The sequence below is a fragment of the Bacillus sp. OTU530 genome (assembly GCF_038440375.1).
Genome location: NZ_JASATP010000021.1, coordinates 1 through 26,497, shown reverse-complemented (window position 1 = coordinate 26,497; position 26,497 = coordinate 1). Strand labels below are relative to the sequence as shown.

Sequence of the window (26,497 nt, the reverse complement as noted above, 5' to 3'; positions counted from 1 at the left end):
GCTTAGGAGGTATAAAATGGAATTGGAAATAAATAAAATTTTTGACGAAAAGTATAAAATAATAGATGTCCTTGGCGAAGGCGGAATGGGGAAAGTGTATCATGTTCAGAATACTAATCTAGGTAATTACTGGGCCATCAAACAGGTAAGTAAGCAAACAAACGGAAGTATTGATTTGTTAGCTGAGCCTAATATCATGAAAAAGCTAAATCACCCTTCCTTACCAAGAATTTTTGATATCTTAGAGGATCATGATTATATTTACATTGTATTAGATTACGTTGAAGGAATATCCCTTGATAAACTGCTGCTTAGCGGACGAAGATTCTCTGAACAACAGGTAATAGAGTGGGCAAAGCAAATTTGTGATGTGTATAATTACCTGCACAAATTAAAGCCTCATCCTATTATTTATCGTGATATGAAACCTTCAAACTTAATGGTAACCCCTAATAATGAGATTAAAGTCATTGACTTTGGTATTGCACGTGAATATAAGGTGGATTCTAGAAGTGATACAATGTATCTGGGAACTGAGGAATATGCAGCGCCTGAGCAAAAAGGGGGAACTGCCCAAACAGATGAGCGAAGTGATATTTACAGCTTAGGCGTAACATTATTCCATACTATTACTGGTAAGCGTCCTTATGAAGAACCTTACGGGGTTTTACCTATACGAAGCCTAGACCCAAGCCTTTCGGAAGGTTTGGAGTACATTATCGAAAAATGTACACAATTAGAACCTGATCAGAGGTATCAAAATGCAGCCTCCTTATTGCATGATTTAAAAAACATTGACAAGCTTTCCAAATCGTATAAAAAACAACGTTTGGCAAAAAGGATACGGATGTCAGGACTAGTCGCTTCTTTAACCTTTTTCAGCTATTTAACACTTGCCGGAATTGATCAACTTAGGGAAGAGAAAGTACTCGCATATGATAATCTTGTTAGTGAAGCAACTGCTAACATTGACAGATCGCAATTTCCACAGGCGAAAGAAAAACTAGAAAAAGCAATGGATTTAATACCTGACAACATTAGTGCGTATCAGCAGGTTGCGCGATCTCTTATTTTAGAAGGGAAATATGAAGAGGCTATCAATTACATTACAAACGAAGTATTTAAAAATGTGGCGGACAGTGAGCTAGACAGTGAAATGTACTATTTAATAGGTACAGCTGCCTTTGAAATGAAGGATTATGAGGAAGCAATCCAAGGCTTTGAGAAAGCCGTGAAATTGTCTAATGGAAACTCTAAATATTATAGAGATCTGGCAATAAGCTACGCAAGAGCGGGTGATTTCCAAAAAGCAAATGAAAGCTTGTCAAAGCTCGAAAAATTGGATTCAGACAAAGCGTTGAACCTCTATGTTACAGGTGAGATACAGATTGCACAATCAAACTATAATGATGCCCTTAACAGCTTTAAGGAGGCGTTAGGAGCCAGCGATGATGAAACCATAAAGTATAAATCATTTATTGCTTTAGCAAACTTATATAAACATTTCCAAAAGGAATTAAACGATGATAACGTTAATCAAAGAATCGCTGTACTCGAAAAAGCCAGCCACGAACTAAAAAATAAGAATGATGTCATTATTACAGAACTGCTCGCGGAAGCTTACCATGATAAAGCAGTTTATGAGGGTAACAATCGTGATTTGTTTGTAAAATCTATTGAAAAGTTTCAATTCTTGTTAGACCGAGGATACCAGAGACCATATATCTATTTAAATATCGCTATTATCTACCAACTCATGCAGGAGTATAGTGAAAGCGAAAAGGTATTGTTAAAGATGATTGAATTATACCCGAATAACTATACAGGCTACGTACAACTGGCATTACTCTATATAGAAATAGAAAATCAAAAACCGGTAGACGATAGAAATTATGATAAAGTCGTGAAATATTATGAGTTAGCTACAAAAAACAGTCCAGATGGAACAAATACTCCTGAAATTGTTCGACTCCACAAACTTATTGTAGAGCTTAGAGAAAAAGGATGGATAAAATAGGAAGGTGTTGAACCTAATGCTATCAAAAGGTATGTTCATGTTCATGGTAGTAATTGGTATCATTGGAGTAATTGTTTCAGTGGTCTTGCTGCTTCGAGCGATATTTAAGTCTTCGGCTAAAGCTATTAAGCAGCCTATTCACAACGATGAAACGGAAAAGCTATTAGAGAGTACGGAAACTCCTCAACAGGCGGCAATAGTAGAGGCAACAAGAACATTAGAAGAAACAAGAATACTAGAAGAAACAGTGCATTTACATCCTGCCGTTAAAAATGAACATGCAGTAGAGACAACTCTACTGTCAACTGATAAGGAGAAGGAACAAAGTAGAGAAATACCGACTATCCTGTTGCTGGACGAAGAGAAGGAACAGCAAACTCAATCTAATTTTAATAAAAATACTTCAGATGAAGAAAATAGTGTAGCTGCAACAGTATTATTAAAAGCAAAGGAACAGGAAATGTAGGGCTTTAAACAGCTTCGAAGCAACTGGTGCTTTATTATCCTAAACTCGTATTGCATTCCAAATTGCAAAGAATCGGAAAGGAAAAGATATCCGTGGTTCGTGTTACAAGAGAAGTTACTAAGTTGTGATTTGCATCAAGGAAGCTGCTTTAAGGCTTCCTTTAAGATTATTAAAGCAGAGTTCGTGAAGGGTCGCGAAAGCAACGGTATTACAACAAACAAGACACGTGTAGGCTATGGAAAAGAGCGAAAGACTAATGAGAAACATTAACATCAATCAAGCTGATGCTTATAAGTGTAATGATCATTGCCAATGGGCGTTCGAGGCCGGGCAGCTCTGAACCATTGAAAGCAAAAGATAGAAATCAGAACAAGGTCAATAGCATCTCCGCCATAGTACATTAGCATAGCTCCCTTTTCTGCGTGAGCTGCAGGAACCCCGCTGGGCGGATGAGCATAGATATGTTTGGAAAGGATGCTATGGCCAGCCAGCGCCATCACTAATACAATTGCACGGTAAGTGAAGCTCGTACGGTGCGGTGTTGGATCAATGTAAATGATGGACACTGTGAAAAGATAGCCAGCCAAGAATACATGCATATGCAGTACGATATGTACAAACATATTTTGTTGCATTAGCATGTATAAGTTCGTCGTATAGAGTATCCATAACCCTCCAATGTTAAGGAGAGAGGCAGTAATGGGATTACTTATAATGCGCACTGGTCTGCTTCTTAAAATACGCGAAAGGTGTCGCGCCGAGGTTCCGCTAAGAGTTCGCAGGACGATAGTTACCGGAGCAGCTAACGCTATAAGAAGCGGAGCCAGCATACCAAGGAGCAGATGGTTGAGCATATGTACTGTAAAATCCATGTGGGCATCGCTTGCTAAGGGCCCGACAACTGCGAGAGCCGCACAAAAAACGCCGATTATCCAAGAGGGGGTATGGTACGGTGACCATGATTTTCCGCGATAAACGGATATAGCTACACAAATGATATACATAACTAATGCCAGCGCAAATGGTAATGATAAGAGAATTTGAGGAATAGCCTCATTTATATGATGCTGCATGTAGTTTTCAGCATCGTGTTGCATGTGATAATTCGTGTGCATTTGTGGCAGTCCTCCTTATTGTTTTTGTTTGCTTCGTGTGCGAACAAGGAGGATAACTCCTATTACAATCATTATAAGAGAGGCTGTGTTCCATACTAAATCGTAGGGTAAGACGTTTACATCATAGCGAATCTGATGTAATCCCATTAGCTTATGTTGTACGGTGCCGTCATATAATTGAAATCCCCCTGCTCCAAGGAATAACCCTCCTATCCACCTCAGAGGCCACCAGGCACTTCGACGACGAAGGTCGGCAACCAAAAATAATGACCCAACCGTTGCAAACCAGCTAAAAGCGTGAAAAAACCCGTCTGAGAGCAGACCGATAGCAACCGTTGACTTGTCGTAGAAGTGATGCCAATGCAGCAGCTGATGAAAAACAGCTTCGTCTATAAAGGCAACTAGACCAAGCCCAAATAGAATTCCTGCCCATAGGTTACGATTTGAATATGCAGAGTCATGTATTGTAGAAATATTCTCATTGTTTGCAGGTTCATTTTTAACAACCATACGATCTCCCTCCGTACACGTGTACTATTTCTTTTTTCGTTTTACCCTAAATGAACAAATTATAATCAAGAGTAAGAGAAAAGCATAAAGAGGCATGGTTTTATTCTGAAGTATGGAGCGGAGAGAATGCCTAGCTAGATACAATAAGGTTACAGATTTAAGGTGAATATAAGGTGAGATTTGATTACTAGGATAGAAAAATAATGTTAGATAATCTTACATTTTTACTGTAGGAACTGTTTTTTATGATAGGATATTCACAAGTGTAGTACGAGATATGCTGATTTTGATAACAAATTAAATATTATGAGCTAGAAGGGATTTTCAGATAGTTTTCGAATTCATATATTATATTGACTCGGATACAAAGAGAGGACGATAATCAGCGTGGCAAGTGTTTTACATATAGATCAAGTAACGAGTCTATCCCGCGAACAATGCGCTATCATTCTGGATATGGCGAAGAATCTTCAAGTGATGGCCGATATTTCCCAGGCGGATATGTTTATTGATTGTCTTTTGCCGGAGGGTAATGCAGCTATTGTCGTGGCAGAAGCACATCCCAAAACGACCCAATCTTTGTATAAGAACAGTGTGTTAGGACAAATTGCATTTGAAGAAAATGAACCAGGTGTTCTGTTCAGTTTGAAGACAGGAAAACCTGTTATCGGCTCTAGGGGATTGACGCAGGAGCATATTATGATGCAGCAAGACATTGTTCCGATTGTTGACCCGGCTGGGGTAACAGTTGCTGTTTTGATCAAGGAGCAGGACATTTCCCAAACTATCCAAAATGAGAAGCGGGTTAAAATGCTTACACAGATGAATAACAGCAGGGAAAAGCAGGATGCTATTCAGTCTATGATTATTCAGGAAATTCATCATAGGGTGAAAAATAACTTACAAGTTATTTCAAGCTTGCTTCGATTGCAAATGAGGAGATCTTCTTCTGAAGAGGTAATTGAAGTGTTCCGTGATAGCGTATCCCGCATTTCAAGCATGGCAATGGTTCACGATTATTTAGCTCAAAATGGGATTGAGGAAGTGGATGTTGCATTTGTAATGGGGCAGATTGCAACGCTGCTTGTCTCTTCATCCAGTGTTCCTGACCAGCATATTGATGTTTCTGTTCACGGGGAACAGCTTTTTTTGCCGTCAAACAGGGCGACATCTGTTGTGTTAGTTGTGAACGAGCTCATTCAAAACAGCATTAAGCATGCTTTTCCTTTGCGTGATGAAGGAAAGATTGAAATAAGTGTCAATTGCAGAAAGCACATGGTAACTATTACAGTTAGTGATAATGGTTGCGGAATGGGAGCAGACGTTTCCTCTCATGCAGCATCTTCTTTAGGATTACAGCTTGTCCACATGCTGGTAGAGGAAGAGTTACAAGGTGTTCTCTTATTCTTTCATTCTAATAAAGGTACAAAGGCTTCTATAACTTTTCCGATTACAGGCAGGGTGATGGAATGAAGCGTTCAAGAATTGTCATTGTAGATGACGAACCAATTACAAGAATGGATATTAGGGAAATGCTTGAGGAAAACGGCTATGAGGTAGCAGGCGAGGGGAAAAACGGCGAAGAGGCGGTTGAGAAGGTCTATGCGCTGCAACCGGATTTAATCATTATGGATGTGAAGATGCCGGGGATGAACGGAGTTAAAGCTTCATCCATTATTAAAGGTATTTCGGATTGTGCTATTTTGCTGCTTACCGCATACAGCCATCATGAACTGATAGAAGATGCAAAGAAAGCCGGTATCAATGCATATTTGGTTAAACCGGTGAGGGAAAGAGAATTGCTTCCTGCAATTGAAATCGCGCTAAGCCAGCGTTTGCAGTTCCTTGCCTTGCAAAATAAGGTAGGCAAGCTGGAACAAAAGCTGGCGGAGCGTAAAATCATCGAGAAAGCAAAAGGTATGCTTATGCAGCAGCTCAACTGTACAGAAGAGCAGGCGCACCGTCATATGCAGCAGGAAAGCATGAAACGCCAAACCCCGCTTATTAAACTGGCGGAACAGGTGGTACAACAAATAAGTTCATAGATAATGAAGCAATGGCGCTTTGTGACCGCTCTACTGTATAAAGTAGGGTTGGTTCAAAGCGTTTTTTGTTTACCCATTTGCAAAAAGCAGTGAGGAGGGAGAATGGTGGAGGATAATTGGATTACGAGCATTGGTCTTGATATTGGCACAAGCACGACAAAATTTATTGTAAGCCAGTTGCTTGTGCAGCAAACGGGGGATCGATTCAGTCTCCCAGGCTGCCAAATTACAGATCGTAGAATTGTATACACGAGCCGTATATACACAACACCCTTAAAAAATGATTATGAAATTGATATGAATGCATTGGCTGAGCTGCTGGCATATGAGTATGAACAATCGCAAACGAGCTTGCAGCATGTGAAGGCGGGTGCTGTCATTATAACAGGGGAGACGGCCCGTAAGGAAAATGCCCAAACGATTATTCATTATTTAGCAGAACGTGCAGGTGATTTCGTCGTTGCGACAGCAGGAGCGAGCTTAGAAGGCATATTAGCTGGAAAAGGGTCTGGAGCGATGATGCGTTCCCAACATATAAGCAGTGTGGTAGCTAATGTAGATATTGGCGGTGGAACGGCTAATGTTGCGTTATTTCAACAGGGAAAAGCCGTTCAGACTGTTACGTTTCATGTGGGAGGAAGGCTCATCCGACTAACAGGAAATGGCGAAGTTTTATACATTTCAAAACAAATTCAGCCTTGGCTTCAGGCAAACGGATTTCATATACAGACGGGAGGGATGGTTACATACAAGCAACTTGAGCAGCTTTGCTGCAGGATGAATGAAAGCCTGCTGTCTTATCTCACGGGAGCATCGGCACATCATGCAGAATTACTACTGCTTGAGCCTCCTGCGGCGCCGCTTCCTCCTGTTGACGAAATTATCTTCTCAGGCGGCGTTGGTCAGATGATGCTGAAGCGGCAGCCTCAATTTATGGAGGAAGTTACAGTGCATGGGGATATGGGACCTTTGCTTGCTTCCACGCTGCGGACCGTTTCTCAGAAATATCCAGTTCGTATCCAGGATGCAGCCGAAACAACGAGAGCGACTGTCATCGGAGCAGGGATGCAGAATACGGAGGTGAGCGGAGCGACTGTTTATATAAATGAATCACTACTGCCAATTAAAAATGTACCTATTATCAACATTCCTGTCGAAGAAGACGGACAATGGCGTATAAATTCATTTCATATGCGTTTACGCGATGCAATGCTGCAAACGAAACAATTATTTGATACCGAACAAGATCCGCCATGTGCCGTAGCGCTCTCATCCATCTCCTATTGCACATATGCAATGCTGCAAAGTTTGGCTGACTTGCTGCATCATGAATTCATGACTCATTTTCCAGAGGCGGCTTGTATGGTCGTCATTTGTGAAACTGATATGGCGAAGGCACTTGGGCAAGCATTGGCAAAGCGGTGCAAAAAACACCCTGAGGTTATTTGCATTGACCAGGTAGACTTTACACATGGTGATTATATTGATTTAGGCCTGCCTGTTGCCGGAGAGGCGATTTCCGTTTCGGTTAAGACGTTAGCATTTTTATAAATAAGGAGAGGTGCGGAGATGTATAAGAAAACAACGTTATTAGGAAAAACGTATCAGTTTCATAGTTTAAAAGAGGTTATGGCAAAAGCAAATGAAGAGCGGTCCGGGGATCAGCTTGCAGGCATCAGCGCCGAGAGTATGAAAGAGCGTATGGCCGCAAAGACAGTGCTAGCTGATATTACATTAGGAGATATTCGCAACTACCCGCTCTTACCAGCCGAGGATGATGAGGTTTCAAGAGTGATTGAAGAAAGTGTGAGCGAGAGTGTATACAACGCCGTTAAAAATTGGACAGTTGCTGACTTACGTGAGTATATATTGAGCGATGAGCAGACAGGCAGCGACTTACTGCAGCTTAGCAGCGGCTTAACGAGTGAGATGATTGCAGCCGTGGCTAAAATTATGTCAAATCTCGATCTAATTCAGGCAGCATCAAAGATTGAGGTTATCACGCGCTGTCAAACAGCAATTGGTCAAAAAGGTGTGCTGGCGTCGCGGGCACAGCCGAATCATCCATCCGATCATTTGCAGGGAATGCGCGCGTCGCTCTATGAAGCATTAAGCTACGGAATCGGTGACGCGGTAATTGGAATTAATCCGGTTATTGATACAACGAACAATATTTACGCATTGCTGTGTGAAACAAAAGAAGTGATCGATCAATTTGCGATTCCTACACAGAACTGTGTGTTATCGCATGTAACGAGTCAAATGCGGGCCATTGAAAAAGGGGCTCCTGCTGATTTGATTTTTCAAAGTTTAGCCGGTACACAGGCGGGGAATGAATCGTTTGGCATTTCTGTTTCGTTGCTGGGGGAGGCAACGGCACTCATTAACGAAAAAGGAACGGCACTTGGCCCGAACAGATGGTATTTTGAAACAGGGCAAGGGTCGGAGCTGTCGTCTGAAGCTCATTTTGACATCGATCAGGTGACGTTGGAGGCGAGATGCTATGGATTGGCAAGACGGTATAACCCATTCATGGTTAATACGGTGGTTGGATTTATCGGTCCAGAGTATTTATACGATAGTAAGCAAGTTATACGGGCCGGCTTAGAAGACCACTTTATGGGGAAAATGCACGGTCTGCCGATGGGAGTAGATGTGTGTTATACGAACCATATGCAAGCTGATCAGAATGATATGGACAATTTGAGTATGTTGTTGACAGCAGCTGGTGTGAATTTCGTAATCGGTGTTCCGATGGCGGATGATTGTATGCTGAATTATCAATCCTTAAGCTACCACGATATTGCGACATTGCGCGATGTGCTGCGTGTAAGTCCTACCCCGCAATTTAAGCGCTGGCTGGAAAAGCAGGGGCTTATAGAAAATGGGAAACTTACCAAAGCAGCGGGAGATCCAACCTTGTTTATGGGCAGAGCATAATGTGAAGGAGGAGTAGTGTATGGAAAAGCAAGAGATGTTAGCAAGACTGAAGCGGTTTACGCCGGCCCGTATTGGCGTCGGGCGTGTGGGAACACGACCGTTAACGAAAGAGTATTTGTCGTTTCGGATTGACCATGCGGCAGCAGTTGATGCTGTATACGGAGAGGTATCGAATGAATTACTGCAGCAATTCAACTTATTTACAGTTAAAACACGCTTTGAAACGAAGGAGAGATATTTAAAGCGTCCGGATCAAGGAAGGCTCCTGTCTAAAGAAGCGGAGGCGGACATTCAAAGGAAGTGCATTGCAGCTCCTCAGGTGCAAGTTGTCGTATCGGATGGACTGAGCGCAAACGCGATTCAAGAAAATATAATGGACGTGTATCCGGCATTGCTTGACTCACTGGCCGCTTACGGCTTACAGACAGGGACTCCGTTTTTCGTAAAGGGAGGGAGGGTCGGCTGCATGGACGCGATTGGTGAAATCCTACAGCCAGAAGCGTTTGTGCTCTTAATTGGAGAGCGGCCGGGGCTCATTTGTGCCCATTCCTTAAGTGCCTACATGTGCTATAAGCCGCGTAAAGGGACGAAGGAATCTGACCGTATGGTAATATCCAATATTCATAGAGGAGGAACACCTCCGATTGAGGCAGCTGCTCATATCGGTACTATGCTTCAGCAAATGATTAAGCAAAAAACTAGCGGAGTAAATCTTGTAATTTAAAAGGAGGAATGAATGGTATGAAGGAGACACATGAATTAAAGAAGCATTTAAAGCCGATTCATTTATGGGCCATTGCAGTCGGGATGGTTATTTCCGGTCAATACTTCGGATGGAATTACGGATTTGAGCAAGGAGGAATTATCGGTCTTGCGATTGCGGCTGTGATTGTAACGGTCTTTTATACAGCATTTATTTTTAGTTATTCAGAGCTGGCAACTTCCATTCCAAATGCTGGGGGGCCTTCTGCTTATGCAAGGCGGGCACTAGGACCCTTTGCCGGATTTATGACAGGGGTGGCATGCTTGCTGGAGTTTGTGTTTGCACCCCCAGCCATTGCTGTTTCTACAGGCGCATACATTAACTTTTTGATTCCAAGCGTTTCTCCTGTGTACGCGACAGTCGGTGTGTTTATCTTTTTCATTTTAATTAACTTAATTGGTGTCAAGGAAGCGGCAATTATTGAACTTATCGCAACAATTGTCGCATTGATCGGTCTGGCTGTTTACTATGCTGCGGGTTTGCCTCATATTACAACAGCTAACATTATTAACGAATATTCGTTTGTAAACGGATGGACAGGCATATTGGCAGCTATTCCATTTGGCATTTGGTTTTACTTGGCGATTGAAGGCGGCGCAATGGCGGCGGAGGAAGTGGAAAATCCGCGCAAAGATATCCCGAAAGGATTTATAAGCGGTATTTTAACACTCTCAACTGCAACATTACTTACACTGCTCGTAACGGCTGGTCTTGGCGGGGGAAAAGGGGAACTGGCAGACTATCCGTTACCGCAAGCTTTATCATCCGTGTATGGTGAAGGAAGCGTGCTTCCGACTATTGTCGCTGTCATTGGTTTATTTGGGCTAATCGCGAGCTTACACGGTATTATCATGGGATACTCACGCCAAACATACGCATTGGCAAGGGAAGGTTATTTCCCTCGGGCTTTAGCTAAAGTAAATAAAAAAGGTGTGCCGGTTTGGAGTCTTCTAGTGCCTGGAACCATTGCTGTCATCTGTGCAGGATCCGCAACATTTGCAAATGCGCTCATTATTTTATCTGTCTTCGGAGCTGTTGTTATGTATTGCATTAGTATGGTATCTCTCTTCATTTTGCGCAGAAAGGAACCAAATCTTGAAAGACCATTTAAAGTGACGTATCCAATCGTCCCAGGCATTGCGCTTGCACTTGGTCTAGTATGCTTGTACAGCATTGTAAGGTATAGTGTTTTCACAACATCACTTTCCCTTTTTGGTATGACAGTGCCATTAACGTATGTCATTAGCTTTATTTTCATAAGTGCCATCTTATATTACGTATTGCGCGGCACAAAGCAAATGCAGTCCACTGCGCAAAAGCTGGATTCCTCTGTTGAGCTATAATTTTCAGCAATTGTCCGTAGTGTGTCGATTAGAATGCAAATATATTGATAGGTAACATTTGAGTATATAAAGTAGTAGGATTTTGAGATGTGATGGTATGTTATAGGTTCTAAAACATAATGAAAAATTCAGTGAAGTTGTCCCCTTGGCTAGTGAACAAGGGGATCATTTTTTTGAAAGAGTAGCTGTTGAATGGGTAATACCCATTATCTGAACAGATGTTGAAATGTTGAACGAGCAACACTGGGGTGATAAGGTGGCTAAGTACGGGATTCGTGATTTATCTTATCCTTATATCCTTTTTCAGTGTACCTAAATAAATTTGAAAGTAAGAGGAAAATATATAAATTTCACGTCGTGTAGCGGTATACTTTTCCTTGTTAACTAACTAATGGAATGCTTGAATAAGGAGCCTAAAAGATGAAACAGAAAGTAAATTGCAGCAGTTATTGTAAGCACAGTAACACTCCTATCAGGATGTGGGACAGAAGGGAAAGAGGAGACAGTAACTACAACATCAAAGGAAGAAACAACACAATCCATATAAAATAGGAATGCTAACTATCTGAAGGAAGGCAAAGGCATGAAAAGACCTATATAAAATCATCTCGTATACCTCCGCCTACAGTAATTTGGCATTTCGTAAAAGAATTATCTTTGAAAAACTAAATTTCCACCCATATAAGTTTGTTTAACAAGAACTGTATTGATCTTTTCAAGATTCATTTCAAATATGTCCTGTTCAAGAACGATAAAGTCAGCATGATTGCCTATAGAAAGCTGTCCGATATGAGGAATCCGTGTGATTTCTTGCGCTGCTTTTGTGTAAAGCATGATGGCGGTTGTTAAATCTACCCTTTGATCTTGTCCAGTATCCGAACCATCATACGCTAAGCGTGTGACAAAAGACATGATTCCAACAAATGGATTTACGGGATCAGCCCAAGCGGTCGCAGGTGCATCCGAAGAAAACGCCACTTTTATTCCTGATTTGAGCATAGATCGAATAGGATAAGTTTGTTTTGTACGCTCAGATCCAAGGTTTTTAAGGTAGCTCTCAATTTCTGCAAACACAAAAATTGGCTGAGTAACAAAGGCAATACCCGTTTCAGCTGCCCGCTGGATGGCCCGAGATGTAGGCATTGCCGCATGTTCAATCCGAATAGAAGGACCATCTATAAGCCAGCCTTTTTTGCCATAAAAAGTGTCAACGATTAAGTCAATGGCTTGCTCGCCCATTGCGTGGACAACCAATTGAATACTATTTTGCTCCGCTGCTTTTGCAGCAGCTAATAACTCTTCCTTAGTTGTCATTTGGATACCGTAATTTTCCTCTTCATCAAGGAATGGCGGATTGACCCATGCTGTTTTTCCAGAGATGCTTCCGTCTGAGAATAATTTGATACCGCCAATGTGAATTTGATTTTCTCTTTTAATTTTATCTGGTCCCAATATAGGTTGTTCCTTCAAATCTTCCCAGAGATAATAGAGAACAGTACGTTGTTTTAGTCCCTTTTTGATAGCTGCATGATATATGTCAAAATAATCAATTGGTTTGGATTTGGACATAAGGTCTGTTATTGCTGTAATACCATGTGCAAATAACATAGTACTTAGCTGAGCTAATGATTCTGCGTTCTCTTCCAGAGATTTAGCTGGTAGCATGCGCTGGACGAGATCTTTGGCATTTTCACGTAATATTCCTGTTGGCTCACCATTTGAATCCCGATCAATCTTTCCACCTTGTGGATCCGGTGTATTTTTCGTAATACCTGCTAATTCCAATGCTTTACTGTTTACAACTGCAATATGGGTACATGTCCGGGTAATGAAAATAGGAATGTCTGTGGTGGCTTCGTCTAAATCCCAGCGTGCCGGCGCTCTTCCTTCAGACAATTTCCCTTCATCATAACCCCAACCTTCAATCCATTTATCTGATTTATTGGACGTACTTAAATTCCGAATTTGTTCAATTAAATCTGCTATCGAATTGACAAGTGGAGGGGTGCAGGCGATTTGGGTAGATGCATTAGCAAGCCACAAAGGGTGTAAATGGGCATCGATAAAACCGGGAAGCACTCTGTTGCCACTAAGATCCACACAATCACCCTCTATATTTTCTAAATCTGATTGCTCTCCAATCCACACTATTTTTCCATCTCGTACAATCATGGCGTTTGCATATGGTTGTTCTGGATTAGAGGTGAAAATTTTCCCATTAATAAAGGTCCGAACAGATTGCTTACCAATGGTCATTTTATTTCTACTCCTCTCAATGAATTTGAATGCAGCAAAGTTGAAAATCATTAGATTTAATTTTTTGACAGTATTCAAATCGTTCCATCGTTCACTACGTTAAAGTGGTGAGTGCTGCCCCTCATTTTCAAAGGCCTGGATATAGCTCCTGCTGGAGTAATCCAGGCCTTATACGTAAATGTACATACGGTGGTATGAGAGTTATCAATCCTGCTCTGGAAAGTGAAAAGCATATAAGCAGTACAGAAAATCGTTAAAAGGAAGGGAAGACTCCCCCTCTTGCTCACCATTTCCTGTAACGCTAGTTTTGATGGAGTTTCCCCACACTTGAAGGCTGTCGTTATTTGGATTATAAAAATAAACGCGAATGCAGCCTACAGGGTCAGGAGCTACTCTTTGAATAAGTACTGCATGGGCTCCAAGCGCTTGACCAGAATTGTTGTAAATCGTAATACCAGCTGGCTGAGGGAGCCCTTCATTGACATTCTGATTAATCGAAGGGTAATAGTATTGATGGAATTTGGATTTAAATTCAAAGTCACTGTATGCATCTGAAAACCCGGTCCATATTCCTTTTATATGAAAAGAGGGATTGATCCATTTATGGGGATCTTGCCCGCGTCCTTTGGCGGCCTTTAACATTTCAAAATAGATAGAATCAAGGTGAGGAATCAAGAGTAGTGATACGGTATCAATATTGTCTTCATCATCCAGCGAGACATGCGTAAGCGTATCAGAAGAAATGGGTCTTCCTTCAAACTCAATAGTGATTTTTCCATTTTCAAGAAAATGATTAAATAGTTTGAGCAGCATGACAGGTTCCTTTTGTGACCAATAGCTGAGTGCTCTTGTCGATTGGCACGTTGGGTTAAATCCTTGGCCAATCCCAAGCGGCTGCCCTAAAACGCTTATCATTTCCGAGACTAGAAGGGAACGAAGGACATCTGTATCGGTGATTTTGTGAACTGCTGCAAGTCTATTTTTAATATTTTCATGAAGGGGGACTTCTAAAAGCTTCCCTAACTCCCTTATGAATTCTTTAGTAAAAATATCTCGCTCAAGAAGGCGTATTAAACCATAAGTACTTCTTCTGGTTTTAATTGTAATGGCTGAATCGATTAGAGAAGAAACAAAAGGCAGATTCAACCGCAGGTTTTCCTTAGCTGTTTCATCCACACTCAGTATGCTCTGAAGCAATTCTGGCTTTTCTTTATTTATATAGTTTAAAAATATCGCATAGAACGGTGAAACAAGCCCCGTATGTTTCACTGATGTATACAGCTGATGTGCTTCTCGTGTTAATAATAAATCATTACTGGCTTTAAGTTTATTTTCATAACTTTCAACGGAAGCTGCAGTGGCTATACTAGATGGAGAATACACAGCATTTACGTAACGCATCAAGCTTGAATCTGCCTCTTCCATGCCGCCGGCTAACTTTTTTGCGCTGGCAATTAATTTCAGGATTTTGTCCGTTACAATTGGTCTTTGTACGGCTAGATTATCGACTTCCTGATACAGGCTTTGAAAAACAAACGGCGAAAAACAGTGGTCTGAGATAAATCCTAAAACCTCCGATGCTTGTTTATCTTTGTAAAGATGCTTTACCCGATTTTCTTCTGTTTCTTTCATTAAAAGTAGATCTAGATTCAAAGCCAGAACCTTCGTCAAAAATTCAGTTGCTTCAGACGCCGACATTTCTGGATGTACATAATCACCTCTGGCAATGGCGAGAATTCTTAGATTGCTCAATGCCTCGGCTGTTGCCGTGATGCCGCCGGCATGGAAAGTGCCTCTAACAAGAACAGGATTGAGCTTACGGACATTCTCCCATGGCTTCCCCGCAAATACCCCGGCTTCATCAAAAAGATGGGCATATTTAAAAATCTTTGCCAATCCATTTGGTTCCTTTAGAAGTACAGCAGCTTCTGCAAAAACAGCCTGTTGAAATAAACTCTTATTTAAGGCGGAAGTTTTCCATAACTGATTAAAGGCTCTTTGAAACGAATCCTCTGAATTAAAACGAAAAAGTCCCATATATCCATTCCCTTTCCTCCATATTGACTTTACAGTATCATACTGACAAAATACAAAGAGAATTACTTATGAGAAGAAAAATACACAAATACTTCGTTTTGACAGAGAAGTGACGGAGATTTAGCCGTTAGATTACCAATTGAACGAAGTTAGGTATGATAATCTGCTTAATTTTAAGAATATTCTTTAAATTTAAAATTATTATTTGACCAATTTAACACAAAATGGCATATATTTCAAATGAAAATATTTTATTCATTTGGCACGACTTTAGGGCATATGTTTGGGAAACACCGTTCGTTAATATTTAAAATTCAATATTATTGCTTAGCTAAGCTAAAAAAAGGACCACGAAATTATTTCGGGTCCTTTTGGTTTTGATGGTAATCCTTTAATAACCAATCTCCTGCTTTTCAGCTGATATGTATGCTTTTTCCAGAGTTTCTTTTATAATATTAACTCCATTTTCTAGTTCTTCTTTTGATACGGTAAGAGGGGGGAGTAGCCGAATGACCTTTTCTCCTGCTGGCAATACGATAAGCCCCTTATTTCGAAGCTCACTTAATAGTGCCGTTACGGGAACCTTACATTCGATTCCAGCCATCAATCCAATACCTCTTATATCCTGGATAATGCTTAAGTGTTTTAGATTATTTAGTAGTTTCTTAAAGAGAAACTCACTTTTATCAACAACCTCATCTAAAAACTCTTTTTTAAAAATGGTATCCATCGTAGCAATAGCAGCGGCTATCGAGACTGGATTTCCTCCGAAGGTCGAGCCGTGACTTCCCGGACCAAAATATTCCTGAAGTTTTTCTTTCCCAATTACAGCACCGATAGGAAATCCGTTTCCTAAACCTTTTGCAGATGTTATAAGATCTGGATCTAGGTCAAAATGTTGGAAGGCAAAAGGTTTACCTGTTCGGCCAATACCTGTTTGGATTTCATCAATGATGAAAAGTGCACCATGCTGTTTACAAAGCTCCTGAACACCCTGTAAAAAATTCTTATTCCCAACATGAATTCCACCTTCACCCTGTACAGCCTCAATCATAACTGCGGCAATATCATTTCCTATTTCACTCTTAACGGTTTGGATATCATTATATGAAACATATACAAATGTTTCGAGCATTGGACCAAATCCATGCTTTATTTTATCTTGTCCTGTTGCTGACATCGTCGCAAAGGTTCGGCCGTGAAAGGAATTTTTAAAGGTGATGATTTTCGTTTTTCCTGTTGCTTTACGTGCCAGCTTAATGGCTGCTTCGTTTGCTTCTGCGCCGCTATTGGCAAAGAAAACTCGATTCAGCCCGGCCGCTTCTGCAAGCATTTTTGCGGTTGTCTCTTGGATTCCACTTTGGAATAGGTTCGATACGTGCCAATATTGATTGAGCTGCTTAAGTACCGCCTCCTCTACTTTTTTCGGGCGGTGTCCAAGATTACAGACCCCGATTCCTGAAGTAAAATCAAGATATTTTTTTCCATTCTTATCTGTCAGCGTACTGCCGCTCGCGGATTCAGGTTCAATCTCCCAGCGTGCATAGGTTGGAAATAAGTAATTCAATTTGTGATCGGCTCCTTATGATAAATTCTCGTACCGTTCCATTTGCCATTTTCAAAAAATGTCTTTTGACCGGAAACAATCATGACGCTTTCGACGCCTTTTCCCACAGCATTAAGCGCTGATTGAACTTTCGGAATCATCCCGCCGCTAATTTCACCATTTGCAATATAGGTATTGACCTCTTGTTTTGAAAGGTTTCTGGCGAGCGAGCCCTCAATGAATACTCCATCAACATTGGTAACAAATAGGCATTGTTCTGCATGAAGGGCATTAGCCACTTCTGCTGCCGCATAATCTGCATTAATATTAATTTTTTCGCCGTTTTTAGTAATTCCTATCGGGGTAATGACAGGAATATAATTTCCATTAACGACAAGTTCTAAAAATTCTGTATTCACCTTGCTGATTTCTCCAACAAAGCCAAGCTCTTCACGGTTTAAATAATCAGCTTGTAAACAATCCCCATCGCTTCCATTTATCCCAATTGCGGAAAATTGGTGCTGCTGAAGTATTGCCACAAGCTTTCTGTTAGTCTGGCCTGATAGAATCATTTCAGCAATTTTTAGCGTTTGTTCATCTGTTTTACGAAGTCCGTTTACATATTGTGGTTTCAAATTAAACAATTCTAGCATTTCATTAATATCGGGACCACCGCCATGGACAAAGACCAGTTTATAACCTTGCTTTTTCAGTTCGGAAAGACTTGTAAAAAAAGCGGATGTTAATTCGTCTATAATACTGCCGCCGCATTTGATAACGATATATTTCATCCTATTTTCACCGACCCTTACGTGCGATAGCTGGCATTGATTTTGATATAGTCATAAGATAGGTCACAGCCCCATGCCTTACCAGCTCCATTGCCCACGTGCAAATCAACTAAAATCGTAATAAAGGGCTGATTTAAATACTCCCGTGCTTCATCCTCTGAAAAGAAACATGGTACACTATTTTCAAGCATCTTAATATCACCGAGGGTAATATCGACTGTATTAGGGTTAATCACCGCTTTTGTCTGCCCAATCGCGCCGATGATTCGTCCCCAGTTGGCATCGGCACCAAATATGGCGGTTTTCACTAAATTTGACCCAACAATTTGTTTAGCAATGAATCTTGCTTCCTCATGATCCTTTGCTCCTAGTACATTCACCTCAACTAACTTTGTAGCTCCCTCGCCATCCATAGCAATTTGCTTTGCTAAATTTTCACAAGCTTTTGTTAAAAGCTCAATAAATGTTGCCCATTCTGGATGCTCTGGAGTTAACGGATTATTCTCTGCCAGGCCATTTGCCATAACAAGAACCATATCGTTTGTAGAGGTATCTCCATCTACGGTAATTTGATTAAAAGTATTATTAGTTACACTCTTTAAGGCTGTCGATAAATTCTCAGAAGAGATGGCTGCATCTGTTGTTAAGAAGCCAAGCATGGTAGCCATGTTTGGATGAATCATTCCTGATCCTTTTGCCGCTCCCCCAATCGTAATGGCTTTGCCGTCGATGACGGTTGAATATCCACAGCTTTTCATCACAATATCGGTAGTCAGGATAGCAGTTTGAAAATCAACTGCATCACTGTCTAAATTGCCTGGTGATAATGATTGAATGCCATTTGCGATTTTATCCATATCTAAATATTTACCAATAACACCTGTCGATGCGACGGCCACATAATTTTCCTTAATATTAAATTTAACAGCTGTTAAGGAGCGCATTTTTAGTGCATCCTTGTATCCTCTTTCTCCAGTGCAAGCATTGGCGCAGGCACTGTTTGCAACAACAGCCTGTAAGAGACCTTCACTCGCTATGCTTTCTTGAGTTACTTTTAAAGGAGCCGCTTGGAATTGGTTTGTAGTATAAACTGCTGCAGATGAAGCCGGGATTGCACTAATAATGACCCCTAAGTCCTTTCTAGCATAGCGGAGGCCGGCATGTGCCCCTGTTGTTGTAAATCCTTGTGGTGATAATATATTCCCATTTTCAATTTCAACAATTTTATCCTTTAACAATAGTTGCATTCCAAATCCTCCTTAAGGGTACAAGGGAATAAACTCTAATCCCGTTTTCTCATTTAATCCATTCATTAAATTGGCATTTTGAACCGCCTGACCAGCAGCACCTTTCATGAGATTATCGATTACTGAAACGATTGTTAACCTGCCTGTTCTTTCATCAACATGTAAACCAATGTCACAATAATTTGAGCCTGATACTTCCTTTACAGATGGGAAATTACCTTTCTGCCTTATCCTCACAAACGGACTTTTCAAATACTGTTCATTATATAATTCAATAAGTCTATCAGTATTGATATTTTCTGTAAGCTTTATATATATGGTAGCCATTATTCCTCTTGTAATCGGCAGCAAATGTGTATTGAAAGTAATAGGTGAAACTGCCGCATTCCAAAGGTTCAATTGCTGTTGAATTTCAGGAATATGCTGATGTTCATTCACCTTATATATTTGGAAATTTTCATTAATTTCCGAGAATAGCAAGTTTTTAGAAATAGATCTTCCAGCTCCGGAAGCACCAGATTTTGCGTCAACTATAATCATATCTGGGTCAATCAGTTTCTCCTTTATTACTGGTGCAAGGCCCAATAGCGTGGCTGTGGGGTAACAGCCAGGATTAGCGATTAATTTAGCATCGATAATTTTTTCTTTATTCCATTCACTCAACCCATAAACAGCTTTTTCCAATAAACTGCTTTTAACGGGTTCATGCTTATACCATTTCCTATACATTTCTCCATCGGTAAGCCGCAGGTCACCGGATAAGTCGATAATTTGAATACCTGTCTCCGCGAAGTCTGGAACAAGCTTACTAGATACCCCTGATGGGGCGGCAATAAAAACGATATCTGAATGCTTTGCTATTTTTCCAGCATCTATATGCTCAAGTTTTAAGCTTGTAATTCCGTTCAGATGTGGAAACTCTTCATATAACGGAAGCTCATCCCTTGTCGTATGCACTGATTGTATCCTAAATACAGGATGATGATGTAATATACGAAAAAGTTCACCACCGCCATATCCAGTAGTGCCAATTATCGATACTTTCATGAAAATCCTCCCACGAGACAGTATTTATAAAGGTTTAAGTTTTCTTACGTTTTTCTTATGCCCATATATAATTTTTGCCCCAGCTTTCTTTTGCCAGTGTTTCCACTTCTTCAACAAGACTGTCTTCAACCATATAGGTATCACCTTGTTCGAATGGGTTATAGTGGTATGCATACATTCTTGATACAAATTCGTGGAATGGAAGGGATGCTTCTCCTTCAAATTCACCAAATCCTGAAACACTTGCAATGATGCCTTGCCCCCAATTCTGCCCGCTGTCGTTGTTAGGATTGTAAAAATAAATTCGGACATTTCCGTTCTGATCCTTTTTAATTCGTTGAATGGACACAGCATGAAGGCCGAGCAGCTCCCCATGAACGTTTGTGATGAAAATACCAACGGGATTCGGATAAATCAATTCAAATCCTTCATTATAATCAGGATGGTGAGTGGCATAGAATAACTTAACAAATGCAGAGTAGTTGGTAACCTTCAGTGTCATTTGATCAATCGCATTGATAAAGCCCTTTGGAATCCATGCACCGTAAAATTCCGGGTTTACCCACTTATGTCCGTCCTCTCCGCGAAGCAGCGTTCTTTTCATCATTTCGTTATATATTTTGTCAAGGTGTGGTACAAGAACAATAGATATCAGATCCAAATCCTGATCGATTGCATTGGCTACTCCTCCAATAAGGAGGCTTGAGTGAATGGTCTCTCCTTCAAATGTCATATCAATATCATTGTCACGGGCTGCCCGGGCAATATATTCCAACAGTTGACCGATTCCATGCTGAGCCCAGAGGGAAATGGCTCTTGCAGATTGGCAAGTTGGATTGTTCCCTTGTCCCATACCAAGGGGCTGACCAAGAACACTAACAACACCGGCAATAAGAAGACCGTTTAGACTAATCGCACTTTGTTCATCCTTAAACTTTGTAAGTGCTTGCCGTACTTGAGCATGAATAGGGAGATCAAACAGACGGCGGATGGCAGGAAGTACATGCTCCTGTGTAAGCACTCCCCGATCAAGCATACTTGCAAGTCCGTATACAGCTTGTCGTGTTTCAGGATAAATGGAAATCTGGATAATGTCATGAATCAGTTGTTGATTGGCATTAAAGCAAGACATCCCTGTTTCTGATAAATCAAGGGCTGCCTGGATTTTATCAGGGCTTTTCCGGTTAAGGAACCGAAGAAGAACGGCATGATAGGGTGATACAAGACCTATTTCCCTCATCGATTTTGCGAAAATTACAGCCTCTGACTCAAGATCATCTTCATTGGCATTTTCTAGTCTGAGTCTATATTCTCTTTGATCTGCCACATCCTTGCTTAAAGGCGTTGGAGCATTTGCAGCATGTATAAATTTTTCAAGAGCTTCTTTCGTTTCTTCATCAATATTGCTTTTAATTAATTGTTTAGAAAGGTTGATCATGTTTAAAATCCGGCCGGTCATAATAGGACGCTGAACAGACAGGCGTTCTAATTCCTGAACAATTTGATTAGCGATTGCTCTAAAGGAAAGCTGCTGACCTAGATAACGGAACAAGCTTTGAGCCCGAACCATATGATCCTCCAATTGAATCCGTCCTTCTTCTGTTTCCGGTGTAAACAAAAGATCGAGATTGAGGGCCATGACTTCATTTAAAAAGGCATTTGCTTCTTGTTGACTCAAGCCCTCATGTATGTAATTTCCTTTCGCAATCGCAAGCATTCTCATTTCACTTAACAATTCGATAATGGAATTGACACCTTGTTTAGACCTCAATGAACCGCCAACGAATGGAGGCTGCATTTTAGTTGGATCTTCCCATTGACCTCCAAGGAAAACACCAGCCTGGTCAAACCGATGGGCATTTTCATAGATAATATTCATTCCATCGTCGGAGTAAGAAAGCTCAACCGCTAATTGGAATACGTCTGTTTGATACAAGCTTTTTGCGAATGGTTTAGCCTGCTCAAGCTTAGTCAAAGCATCTTCAAATTTGCCTTTTAAGGCCGCTGTTTGTTTATCCAGTCTTTTTCTCTTTTTTGTTATTGTACTCATCCTTTTATTCGCTCCTTATTATTGGTAGAAATTGTATTTTTCGTAATCTATCAAAAGGGATCTCATTTCATCAGCATCGTTTCCAAAAAAGAAAATGGTTCCATAATGATTCCCAAATCCTACCCGTTCTGCCACTTTGGAAGTAACAGGAATAAACATATTATGTTTTACAAAATAAGGATGGCTCTTGAGCTTATTAGGTATATTCAGCTTTTCAACGATTTTTACATTAGGATAGACCATGAGATTACCAGAATGCCCTTTTGCGGATACCACTTCCTCAGGGAAAAATGCCTCAATTTCTTCTTCGGTAGTATCTGGGTCACAGCAAAGCACTTGGCCTTGATAAGGGCTGAACCCATATGCATTTTCAATATGTTCAAAAATATGACCGCCAGGAATACGATTTGCTACCTCGCCAAAACTTAATGTCCCATCTTGAGTGATGAAAAACTCGGGGTGAATGATGCCATATTTGACTTCAAAGGCATCCACAAGTTTCTCAATAGCTTCCCTGATTTGTGGTCTCCATTTTTCAAGTGAAGGGGAAGCAGGTACGAAGTTAGAATGACCTAACTTTACATATTCAGTAATATTTAGGAACCTTACTTTTCCATTATGGATAAAGGCCTCACAAGAGAATTCTTGACCTTCCAGGTGGCTTTCCATTAGTAAAGGGAATTCTGAATCGTCAATTTGGTCAATCTCTTCCGGTTTTCGAATCATGTAATGTCCGACTGTGCCTGCTTTATCGAATGGTTTAACATGAATAGGAGCATAGTCATCCTCATTTATATTACATAGTGCCTCATTGATTCTTTTTAAGAAATAATGGATATCTTCCTTGTTGTTTGCTTCTTCAAAGACTCCGACACGGATACCTGCCAATTGTGCTCTACGCTTCATCAAGCCTTTGTCTCGAAGCAGCAAAGATTTATGGAAAATGCATGGGTTATTCCAGAGCCTTGCATTCATGGCAGCAGCCCACTCGACGGTTTCTTCGTAGATTGGTACAGCCACTTTGGTATTAAGATCCTTTAATTTTTCATAGAGTTCACCCGACCGCTCCTCTAAATGGTTGAATACCCATGGGACAAATTGGATACCGTGGGTGTCAGCAAAACTTTGAAATTCTGGCGGACCAACAACAACATATGGTCGATCCATTTTGTCAATTGCTTCGATTGCGTTCAGGCTCCAGCCCAGCAACGCCGTTATTTTACCCTTGTTCTGTTTCATCTGAATAACTCTCCCTATTTATCAATATGGACTAGATCCTAACAGCTCCTATTTTAGCAAAAAAAATAATTTGAATTTTCGGATTTACAAAAAAAGTAAGAATACTTAAAAATTAGTTAATAAATAATTTACATTTATTAACTAAAATAGGGGAGACATCAAAAGATGTTAAAATATCAAAAAAAATTCAGGCAGAGGGGTATTGTATGAGCGATTGGTATACTAGATTGACTGAGTATTTTCCAGAAAAGGAAATGAAATCAAAAAAACATTTTGAAATACTTTTTCAAGAAAAAAAAGGAATGTATCAATTGCTGGAAGGCCCAGATTACGTACTTGTATATTTTGAGCAGTCCGATTATATCTTCATTGACTTTATTCTAGTAGGCGGGGGAAGTCGTGGAAAAGGGATAGGCAGCATGGTCCTTGACCATTTGAAAAAAGAGGGGAAAGCAATCATATTGGAGGTTGAGCCAGCTACCGTTAAAGATCCTGACTCAGAAAAAAGAATACGATTTTACGAAATGAATGATTTCTTAAAGATGAATTCTATTCAATACGAAAGAATCCATATGGTTACAAACGAGCTAAATAAAATGGACATTTTTTGCTGGTCACCAGTACATAGAACGGAACAATGGGTGTATGACAAAATGAAAGCTGTATATGATGAGGTACATGCTTTTAAAGCGAGAGAATTGTATGGGCGCAATCCCCAGCCTGTATCAGATGTCCTTTGGATGAGAGAATTAATATATAGTTAAGCTTAGATCATTGAGAATAATGTTTCACCGGTAGACTTGTTACGGTGAAACATATCACAAGGGAATAAAATTTTGATCTTCATGCTAAAGGAGTGGATAGGCTATGCAGAAATCTGTTTTAAAAGGATGTTTATTAGATATTTATTATGTGAGGGCTTAAATCAACTTGCATAATTGGATATGATTTACTTATAAAAAAATCTTCAGGTTATCTTTCCTGTCAAGGATGGTAAGCAGAACGTTTTTTACCTCGCTCTGATATAAACTTTCTAAACTGGAAACAACACAGTGTTCGTCCTGATGAATTTGTTTTAATTCCGTGAAATTATTTTACCTTCCTTAATAATCGTCCTTGGCAAATCGAAAGGCTCTGTTTCCAGTTAGAAGGATGCAGGTGTAAGCGGTTCGTATTTTGGATCCCAAAAAACGAAATTTTTCCATCTGCTTCCTAAACCGCTAAGGTTACTTTCTTCACATTTTCTACTTTTTCCTCCCGTAATTCTTCTATAAAACATCAATGCTTTTTTAATCCTTTGTATTAGGGTTACCATTTGGAAAAATATGATAAGAAAACTTACTTTCTAAAACATAACGATTATTATATTTGATTGTACTAGTTCCTAAAAATTAAACTTTCAACATAGCTTACCAATGTGTTCAATAGAAATTGATACTCTTTCTTGGAATAACAGAGGTTAGTTTTCATGGATGTTGTAGCCCTTGGGAACAGTAAGATAAGAAAGTGGGAAAATACGGGAAATTATATTGATTTATACCTATTACCCGAACAGATGTTGAAATGTTGAATAAGTAACATTTAACGGAGGATCGGAGGTGTTATAGGATTTATAAAGATAGCTATGCTTAGTTTTCCTGCTTGAGGGAGATTACTAGCATAGCTTTTTTGTAGAACAACAGAGGTTGGTTTTCAGGGGTGCTGCTAACTTTTTTACAAGGAACATTTATATTTGTTGGCATCCTCGGTCAAACACAAAAATCAAAATATAAGGATGAAGAGAAATATCTAATCAAAAGAATAAGGAACTTAGGAATAATAAAGCTATGCCTAAGACAGATGTGGAATTTGCGCGTAATGGATTTGAAAAAGTGGCACTAAAGGCTCAAGAAAGAAAAAATAGGTAAACATATGGGACATTTAAACTGTCCCTCATAGTAACTTAATATTTTTAGAATACTACAAATAAATCGTCATAAGGCGATCTTTTTATTTTAGGTAAACATTTGGAATGTCACCCGTTCTATTATGACGAAAATACTGGAAATTAATCTGGAATATATAGTTTGGTTTGTAATCTTTTAAGCTACCAATCATGTCTTCTTCTTTGATTGAATCTATAGTTACTATAAAATTTATACTATATTACTTACTTTTTAGTATATCAAAAAAAATTCAGTACTTTTATAATCCTTTCCATTGTTTATAATAATGGCTAAGGATCTTACTTTATCCTATGGACTAACTTTAAGAGAGGATGAACATAAATTATGAAGAAAGTTGTTGTTACTGGCGGGAGTGGTCTTCTTGGCCCGTGGGTAATTAAAGAATTTTTAGAACATGGTTACGATGTGATGAATGTGGATATAAAACAACCAAAGGAAAGTCTATGCAAAACAGTAATTGCAGATTTAACAAACTTAGGCGAAGTGTATGGAGTCCTAGCCGGAGCAGAGGCAGTTGTGCATACTGCGGCTATTCCTGTAGCTTATTCTCATCCTAATGAAGTTACGTTTCAAAATAACGTGATGTCTACCTACAACATACTAGAAGCAGCTGCAAATTTAGGAATAAAAAAGGCTGTAATCACGTCAAGCGAATCTTCATATGGTCTTGTTTTTGCTGTACACCCATTGGAGCCTAAATATGTCCCAATCGACGAGGATCATCCTCAGCTACCGCAGGATAGTTACGGCTTATCTAAAGTAGTTAATGAACAAACAGCTGAAATGATACATAACAAAACAGGGATGCAAATTGTGTCTTTACGCTTAGGGAATGTTATTACACCTGATATGTATGAAGGATTTCCTCAGTTTATCCACGATGCTGAGCAAAGAAAAACAATTCTATGGAGCTATATTGATGTAAGAGACGCAGCTAGCGCCTACCGTCTAGCAATTGAAACAGGAGGTCTTGGTGCCGTTCCATTAAATATTGCTGCAGATGAAACAAGCATGGATATTAAAAGTCGGGATTTAATGGAAAAGTGTTATCCACACATTACAGAATACAAAATGTCAATTGATGGTTATGAAACATTATTAAGCAATGAAAAAGCTAAAAAGCTATTAAATTGGAAACC

General features: G+C 40.0%; 20 protein-coding genes. 10 read left to right on the top strand and 10 right to left on the bottom strand.

The window, feature by feature from the left end; all coding sequences use genetic code 11:
- The first annotated feature begins 16 nt into the window (after window positions 1-16).
- Window positions 17-2,017: a protein kinase domain-containing protein gene (locus tag AAHB12_RS16500; RefSeq protein ID WP_342046078.1), complete on the top strand. Its 2,001-nt coding sequence runs from the start codon at window positions 17-19 to the stop codon at window positions 2,015-2,017.
- Between the two features lie 16 nt (window positions 2,018-2,033).
- Complete coding sequence (locus tag AAHB12_RS16495) at window positions 2,034-2,483, top strand: hypothetical protein (protein WP_342046077.1); 450 nt, start codon at window positions 2,034-2,036, stop codon at window positions 2,481-2,483.
- 272 nt (window positions 2,484-2,755) lie between these two features.
- On the opposite strand, the gene AAHB12_RS16490 is transcribed toward AAHB12_RS16495, so the two are convergent.
- Both AAHB12_RS16490 and AAHB12_RS16485 read right to left on the bottom strand, forming a co-directional pair.
- Complete coding sequence (locus AAHB12_RS16490; protein ID WP_342046076.1) at window positions 2,756-3,598, bottom strand: cytochrome c oxidase assembly protein; 843 nt, start codon at window positions 3,596-3,598, stop codon at window positions 2,756-2,758.
- A gap of 15 nt (window positions 3,599-3,613) precedes the next feature.
- Entirely contained in the window at window positions 3,614-4,108 is a 495-nt protein-coding gene (locus tag AAHB12_RS16485) for a DUF2243 domain-containing protein (RefSeq protein ID WP_129725999.1), read from the bottom strand.
- 387 nt (window positions 4,109-4,495) lie between these two features.
- On the opposite strand from AAHB12_RS16485, the gene AAHB12_RS16480 reads away from it, so the two are divergent.
- From AAHB12_RS16480 to eat, 6 genes are all read left to right on the top strand, one after another.
- Entirely contained in the window at window positions 4,496-5,581 is a 1,086-nt protein-coding gene (locus tag AAHB12_RS16480; RefSeq protein ID WP_342046075.1) for a sensor histidine kinase, read from the top strand.
- The gene (locus AAHB12_RS16475; RefSeq protein WP_342046074.1) at window positions 5,578-6,153 is read left to right on the top strand and encodes an ANTAR domain-containing response regulator; all 576 of its coding nucleotides are present in this window, start codon (window positions 5,578-5,580) and stop codon (window positions 6,151-6,153) included. Before AAHB12_RS16480 ends, AAHB12_RS16475 begins: the two co-directional genes overlap by 4 nt.
- Window positions 6,154-6,255: 102 nt before the next feature.
- Window positions 6,256-7,704: an ethanolamine ammonia-lyase reactivating factor EutA gene (locus tag AAHB12_RS16470; RefSeq protein WP_342046073.1), complete on the top strand. Its 1,449-nt coding sequence runs from the start codon at window positions 6,256-6,258 to the stop codon at window positions 7,702-7,704.
- Between the two features lie 18 nt (window positions 7,705-7,722).
- The gene (locus tag AAHB12_RS16465; protein ID WP_342046072.1) at window positions 7,723-9,093 is read left to right on the top strand and encodes an ethanolamine ammonia-lyase subunit EutB; all 1,371 of its coding nucleotides are present in this window, start codon (window positions 7,723-7,725) and stop codon (window positions 9,091-9,093) included.
- Between the two features lie 19 nt (window positions 9,094-9,112).
- Window positions 9,113-9,817, top strand: coding sequence for an ethanolamine ammonia-lyase subunit EutC (gene eutC, locus AAHB12_RS16460; protein ID WP_129726003.1), 705 nt, complete (start codon window positions 9,113-9,115; stop codon window positions 9,815-9,817).
- A gap of 17 nt (window positions 9,818-9,834) precedes the next feature.
- Window positions 9,835-11,199: an ethanolamine permease gene (gene eat / locus AAHB12_RS16455; RefSeq protein ID WP_342046071.1), complete on the top strand. Its 1,365-nt coding sequence runs from the start codon at window positions 9,835-9,837 to the stop codon at window positions 11,197-11,199.
- A gap of 651 nt (window positions 11,200-11,850) precedes the next feature.
- Here the strand turns inward: eat and AAHB12_RS16450 are convergent.
- From AAHB12_RS16450 to AAHB12_RS16415, 8 genes are all read right to left on the bottom strand, one after another.
- Window positions 11,851-13,455, bottom strand: a complete 1,605-nt coding sequence (locus AAHB12_RS16450; protein WP_342046070.1) for an amidohydrolase — start codon at window positions 13,453-13,455, stop codon at window positions 11,851-11,853.
- A gap of 204 nt (window positions 13,456-13,659) precedes the next feature.
- On the bottom strand, window positions 13,660-15,492 hold the full coding sequence (locus tag AAHB12_RS16445; protein WP_342046069.1) for a hypothetical protein: 1,833 nt from the start codon (window positions 15,490-15,492) through the stop codon (window positions 13,660-13,662).
- A gap of 391 nt (window positions 15,493-15,883) precedes the next feature.
- Window positions 15,884-17,059, bottom strand: a complete 1,176-nt coding sequence (locus AAHB12_RS16440) for an acetylornithine transaminase (RefSeq protein WP_342046068.1) — start codon at window positions 17,057-17,059, stop codon at window positions 15,884-15,886.
- The gene (argB, locus tag AAHB12_RS16435) at window positions 17,056-17,829 is read right to left on the bottom strand and encodes an acetylglutamate kinase (RefSeq protein WP_342046067.1); all 774 of its coding nucleotides are present in this window, start codon (window positions 17,827-17,829) and stop codon (window positions 17,056-17,058) included. Before argB ends, AAHB12_RS16440 begins: the two co-directional genes overlap by 4 nt.
- Before the next feature lie 17 nt (window positions 17,830-17,846).
- Window positions 17,847-19,076 (bottom strand): bifunctional ornithine acetyltransferase/N-acetylglutamate synthase, encoded by a 1,230-nt coding sequence (argJ, locus tag AAHB12_RS16430; protein WP_342046066.1) that lies wholly within the window; start codon window positions 19,074-19,076, stop codon window positions 17,847-17,849.
- A 12-nt stretch (window positions 19,077-19,088) separates the two neighbouring features.
- Window positions 19,089-20,123: an N-acetyl-gamma-glutamyl-phosphate reductase gene (argC, locus tag AAHB12_RS16425; RefSeq protein ID WP_342046065.1), complete on the bottom strand. Its 1,035-nt coding sequence runs from the start codon at window positions 20,121-20,123 to the stop codon at window positions 19,089-19,091.
- Window positions 20,124-20,178: 55 nt separating this feature from the next.
- Entirely contained in the window at window positions 20,179-22,173 is a 1,995-nt protein-coding gene (locus AAHB12_RS16420; protein WP_342046064.1) for a hypothetical protein, read from the bottom strand.
- A gap of 18 nt (window positions 22,174-22,191) precedes the next feature.
- A complete protein-coding gene (locus AAHB12_RS16415) occupies window positions 22,192-23,412 on the bottom strand; it encodes an ATP-grasp domain-containing protein (RefSeq protein ID WP_342046063.1) in 1,221 nt (406 codons plus the stop codon).
- A 206-nt stretch (window positions 23,413-23,618) separates the two neighbouring features.
- Between AAHB12_RS16415 and AAHB12_RS16410 the strand changes: the two genes are divergently transcribed.
- Window positions 23,619-24,176, top strand: a complete 558-nt coding sequence (locus AAHB12_RS16410) for a GNAT family N-acetyltransferase (protein WP_165350634.1) — start codon at window positions 23,619-23,621, stop codon at window positions 24,174-24,176.
- A gap of 1,506 nt (window positions 24,177-25,682) precedes the next feature.
- On the top strand, window positions 25,683-26,497 hold an 815-nt coding region (locus AAHB12_RS16405; RefSeq protein WP_342046062.1), incomplete at its 3' end, for an NAD-dependent epimerase/dehydratase family protein.

Bases quoted from the DNA above. Each gene is read 5' to 3' on its own strand.
- AAHB12_RS16500 (WP_342046078.1), top strand. From the start codon at position 17: ATGGAATTGGAAATAAATAAAATTTTTGACGAAAAGTATAAAATAATA.
- AAHB12_RS16495 (WP_342046077.1), top strand. From the start codon at position 2,034: ATGCTATCAAAAGGTATGTTCATGTTCATGGTAGTAATTGGTATCATT.
- AAHB12_RS16490 (WP_342046076.1), bottom strand. From the start codon at position 3,598: ATGCACACGAATTATCACATGCAACACGATGCTGAAAACTACATGCAG.
- AAHB12_RS16485 (WP_129725999.1), bottom strand. From the start codon at position 4,108: ATGGTTGTTAAAAATGAACCTGCAAACAATGAGAATATTTCTACAATA.
- AAHB12_RS16475 (WP_342046074.1), top strand. From the start codon at position 5,578: ATGAAGCGTTCAAGAATTGTCATTGTAGATGACGAACCAATTACAAGA.
- AAHB12_RS16470 (WP_342046073.1), top strand. From the start codon at position 6,256: ATGGTGGAGGATAATTGGATTACGAGCATTGGTCTTGATATTGGCACA.
- AAHB12_RS16465 (WP_342046072.1), top strand. From the start codon at position 7,723: ATGTATAAGAAAACAACGTTATTAGGAAAAACGTATCAGTTTCATAGT.
- eutC (WP_129726003.1), top strand. From the start codon at position 9,113: ATGGAAAAGCAAGAGATGTTAGCAAGACTGAAGCGGTTTACGCCGGCC.
- eat (WP_342046071.1), top strand. From the start codon at position 9,835: ATGAAGGAGACACATGAATTAAAGAAGCATTTAAAGCCGATTCATTTA.
- AAHB12_RS16450 (WP_342046070.1), bottom strand. From the start codon at position 13,455: ATGACCATTGGTAAGCAATCTGTTCGGACCTTTATTAATGGGAAAATT.
- AAHB12_RS16445 (WP_342046069.1), bottom strand. From the start codon at position 15,492: ATGGGACTTTTTCGTTTTAATTCAGAGGATTCGTTTCAAAGAGCCTTT.
- argB (WP_342046067.1), bottom strand. From the start codon at position 17,829: ATGAAATATATCGTTATCAAATGCGGCGGCAGTATTATAGACGAATTA.
- argJ (WP_342046066.1), bottom strand. From the start codon at position 19,076: ATGCAACTATTGTTAAAGGATAAAATTGTTGAAATTGAAAATGGGAAT.
- argC (WP_342046065.1), bottom strand. From the start codon at position 20,123: ATGAAAGTATCGATAATTGGCACTACTGGATATGGCGGTGGTGAACTT.
- AAHB12_RS16420 (WP_342046064.1), bottom strand. From the start codon at position 22,173: ATGAGTACAATAACAAAAAAGAGAAAAAGACTGGATAAACAAACAGCG.
- AAHB12_RS16415 (WP_342046063.1), bottom strand. From the start codon at position 23,412: ATGAAACAGAACAAGGGTAAAATAACGGCGTTGCTGGGCTGGAGCCTG.
- AAHB12_RS16410 (WP_165350634.1), top strand. From the start codon at position 23,619: ATGAGCGATTGGTATACTAGATTGACTGAGTATTTTCCAGAAAAGGAA.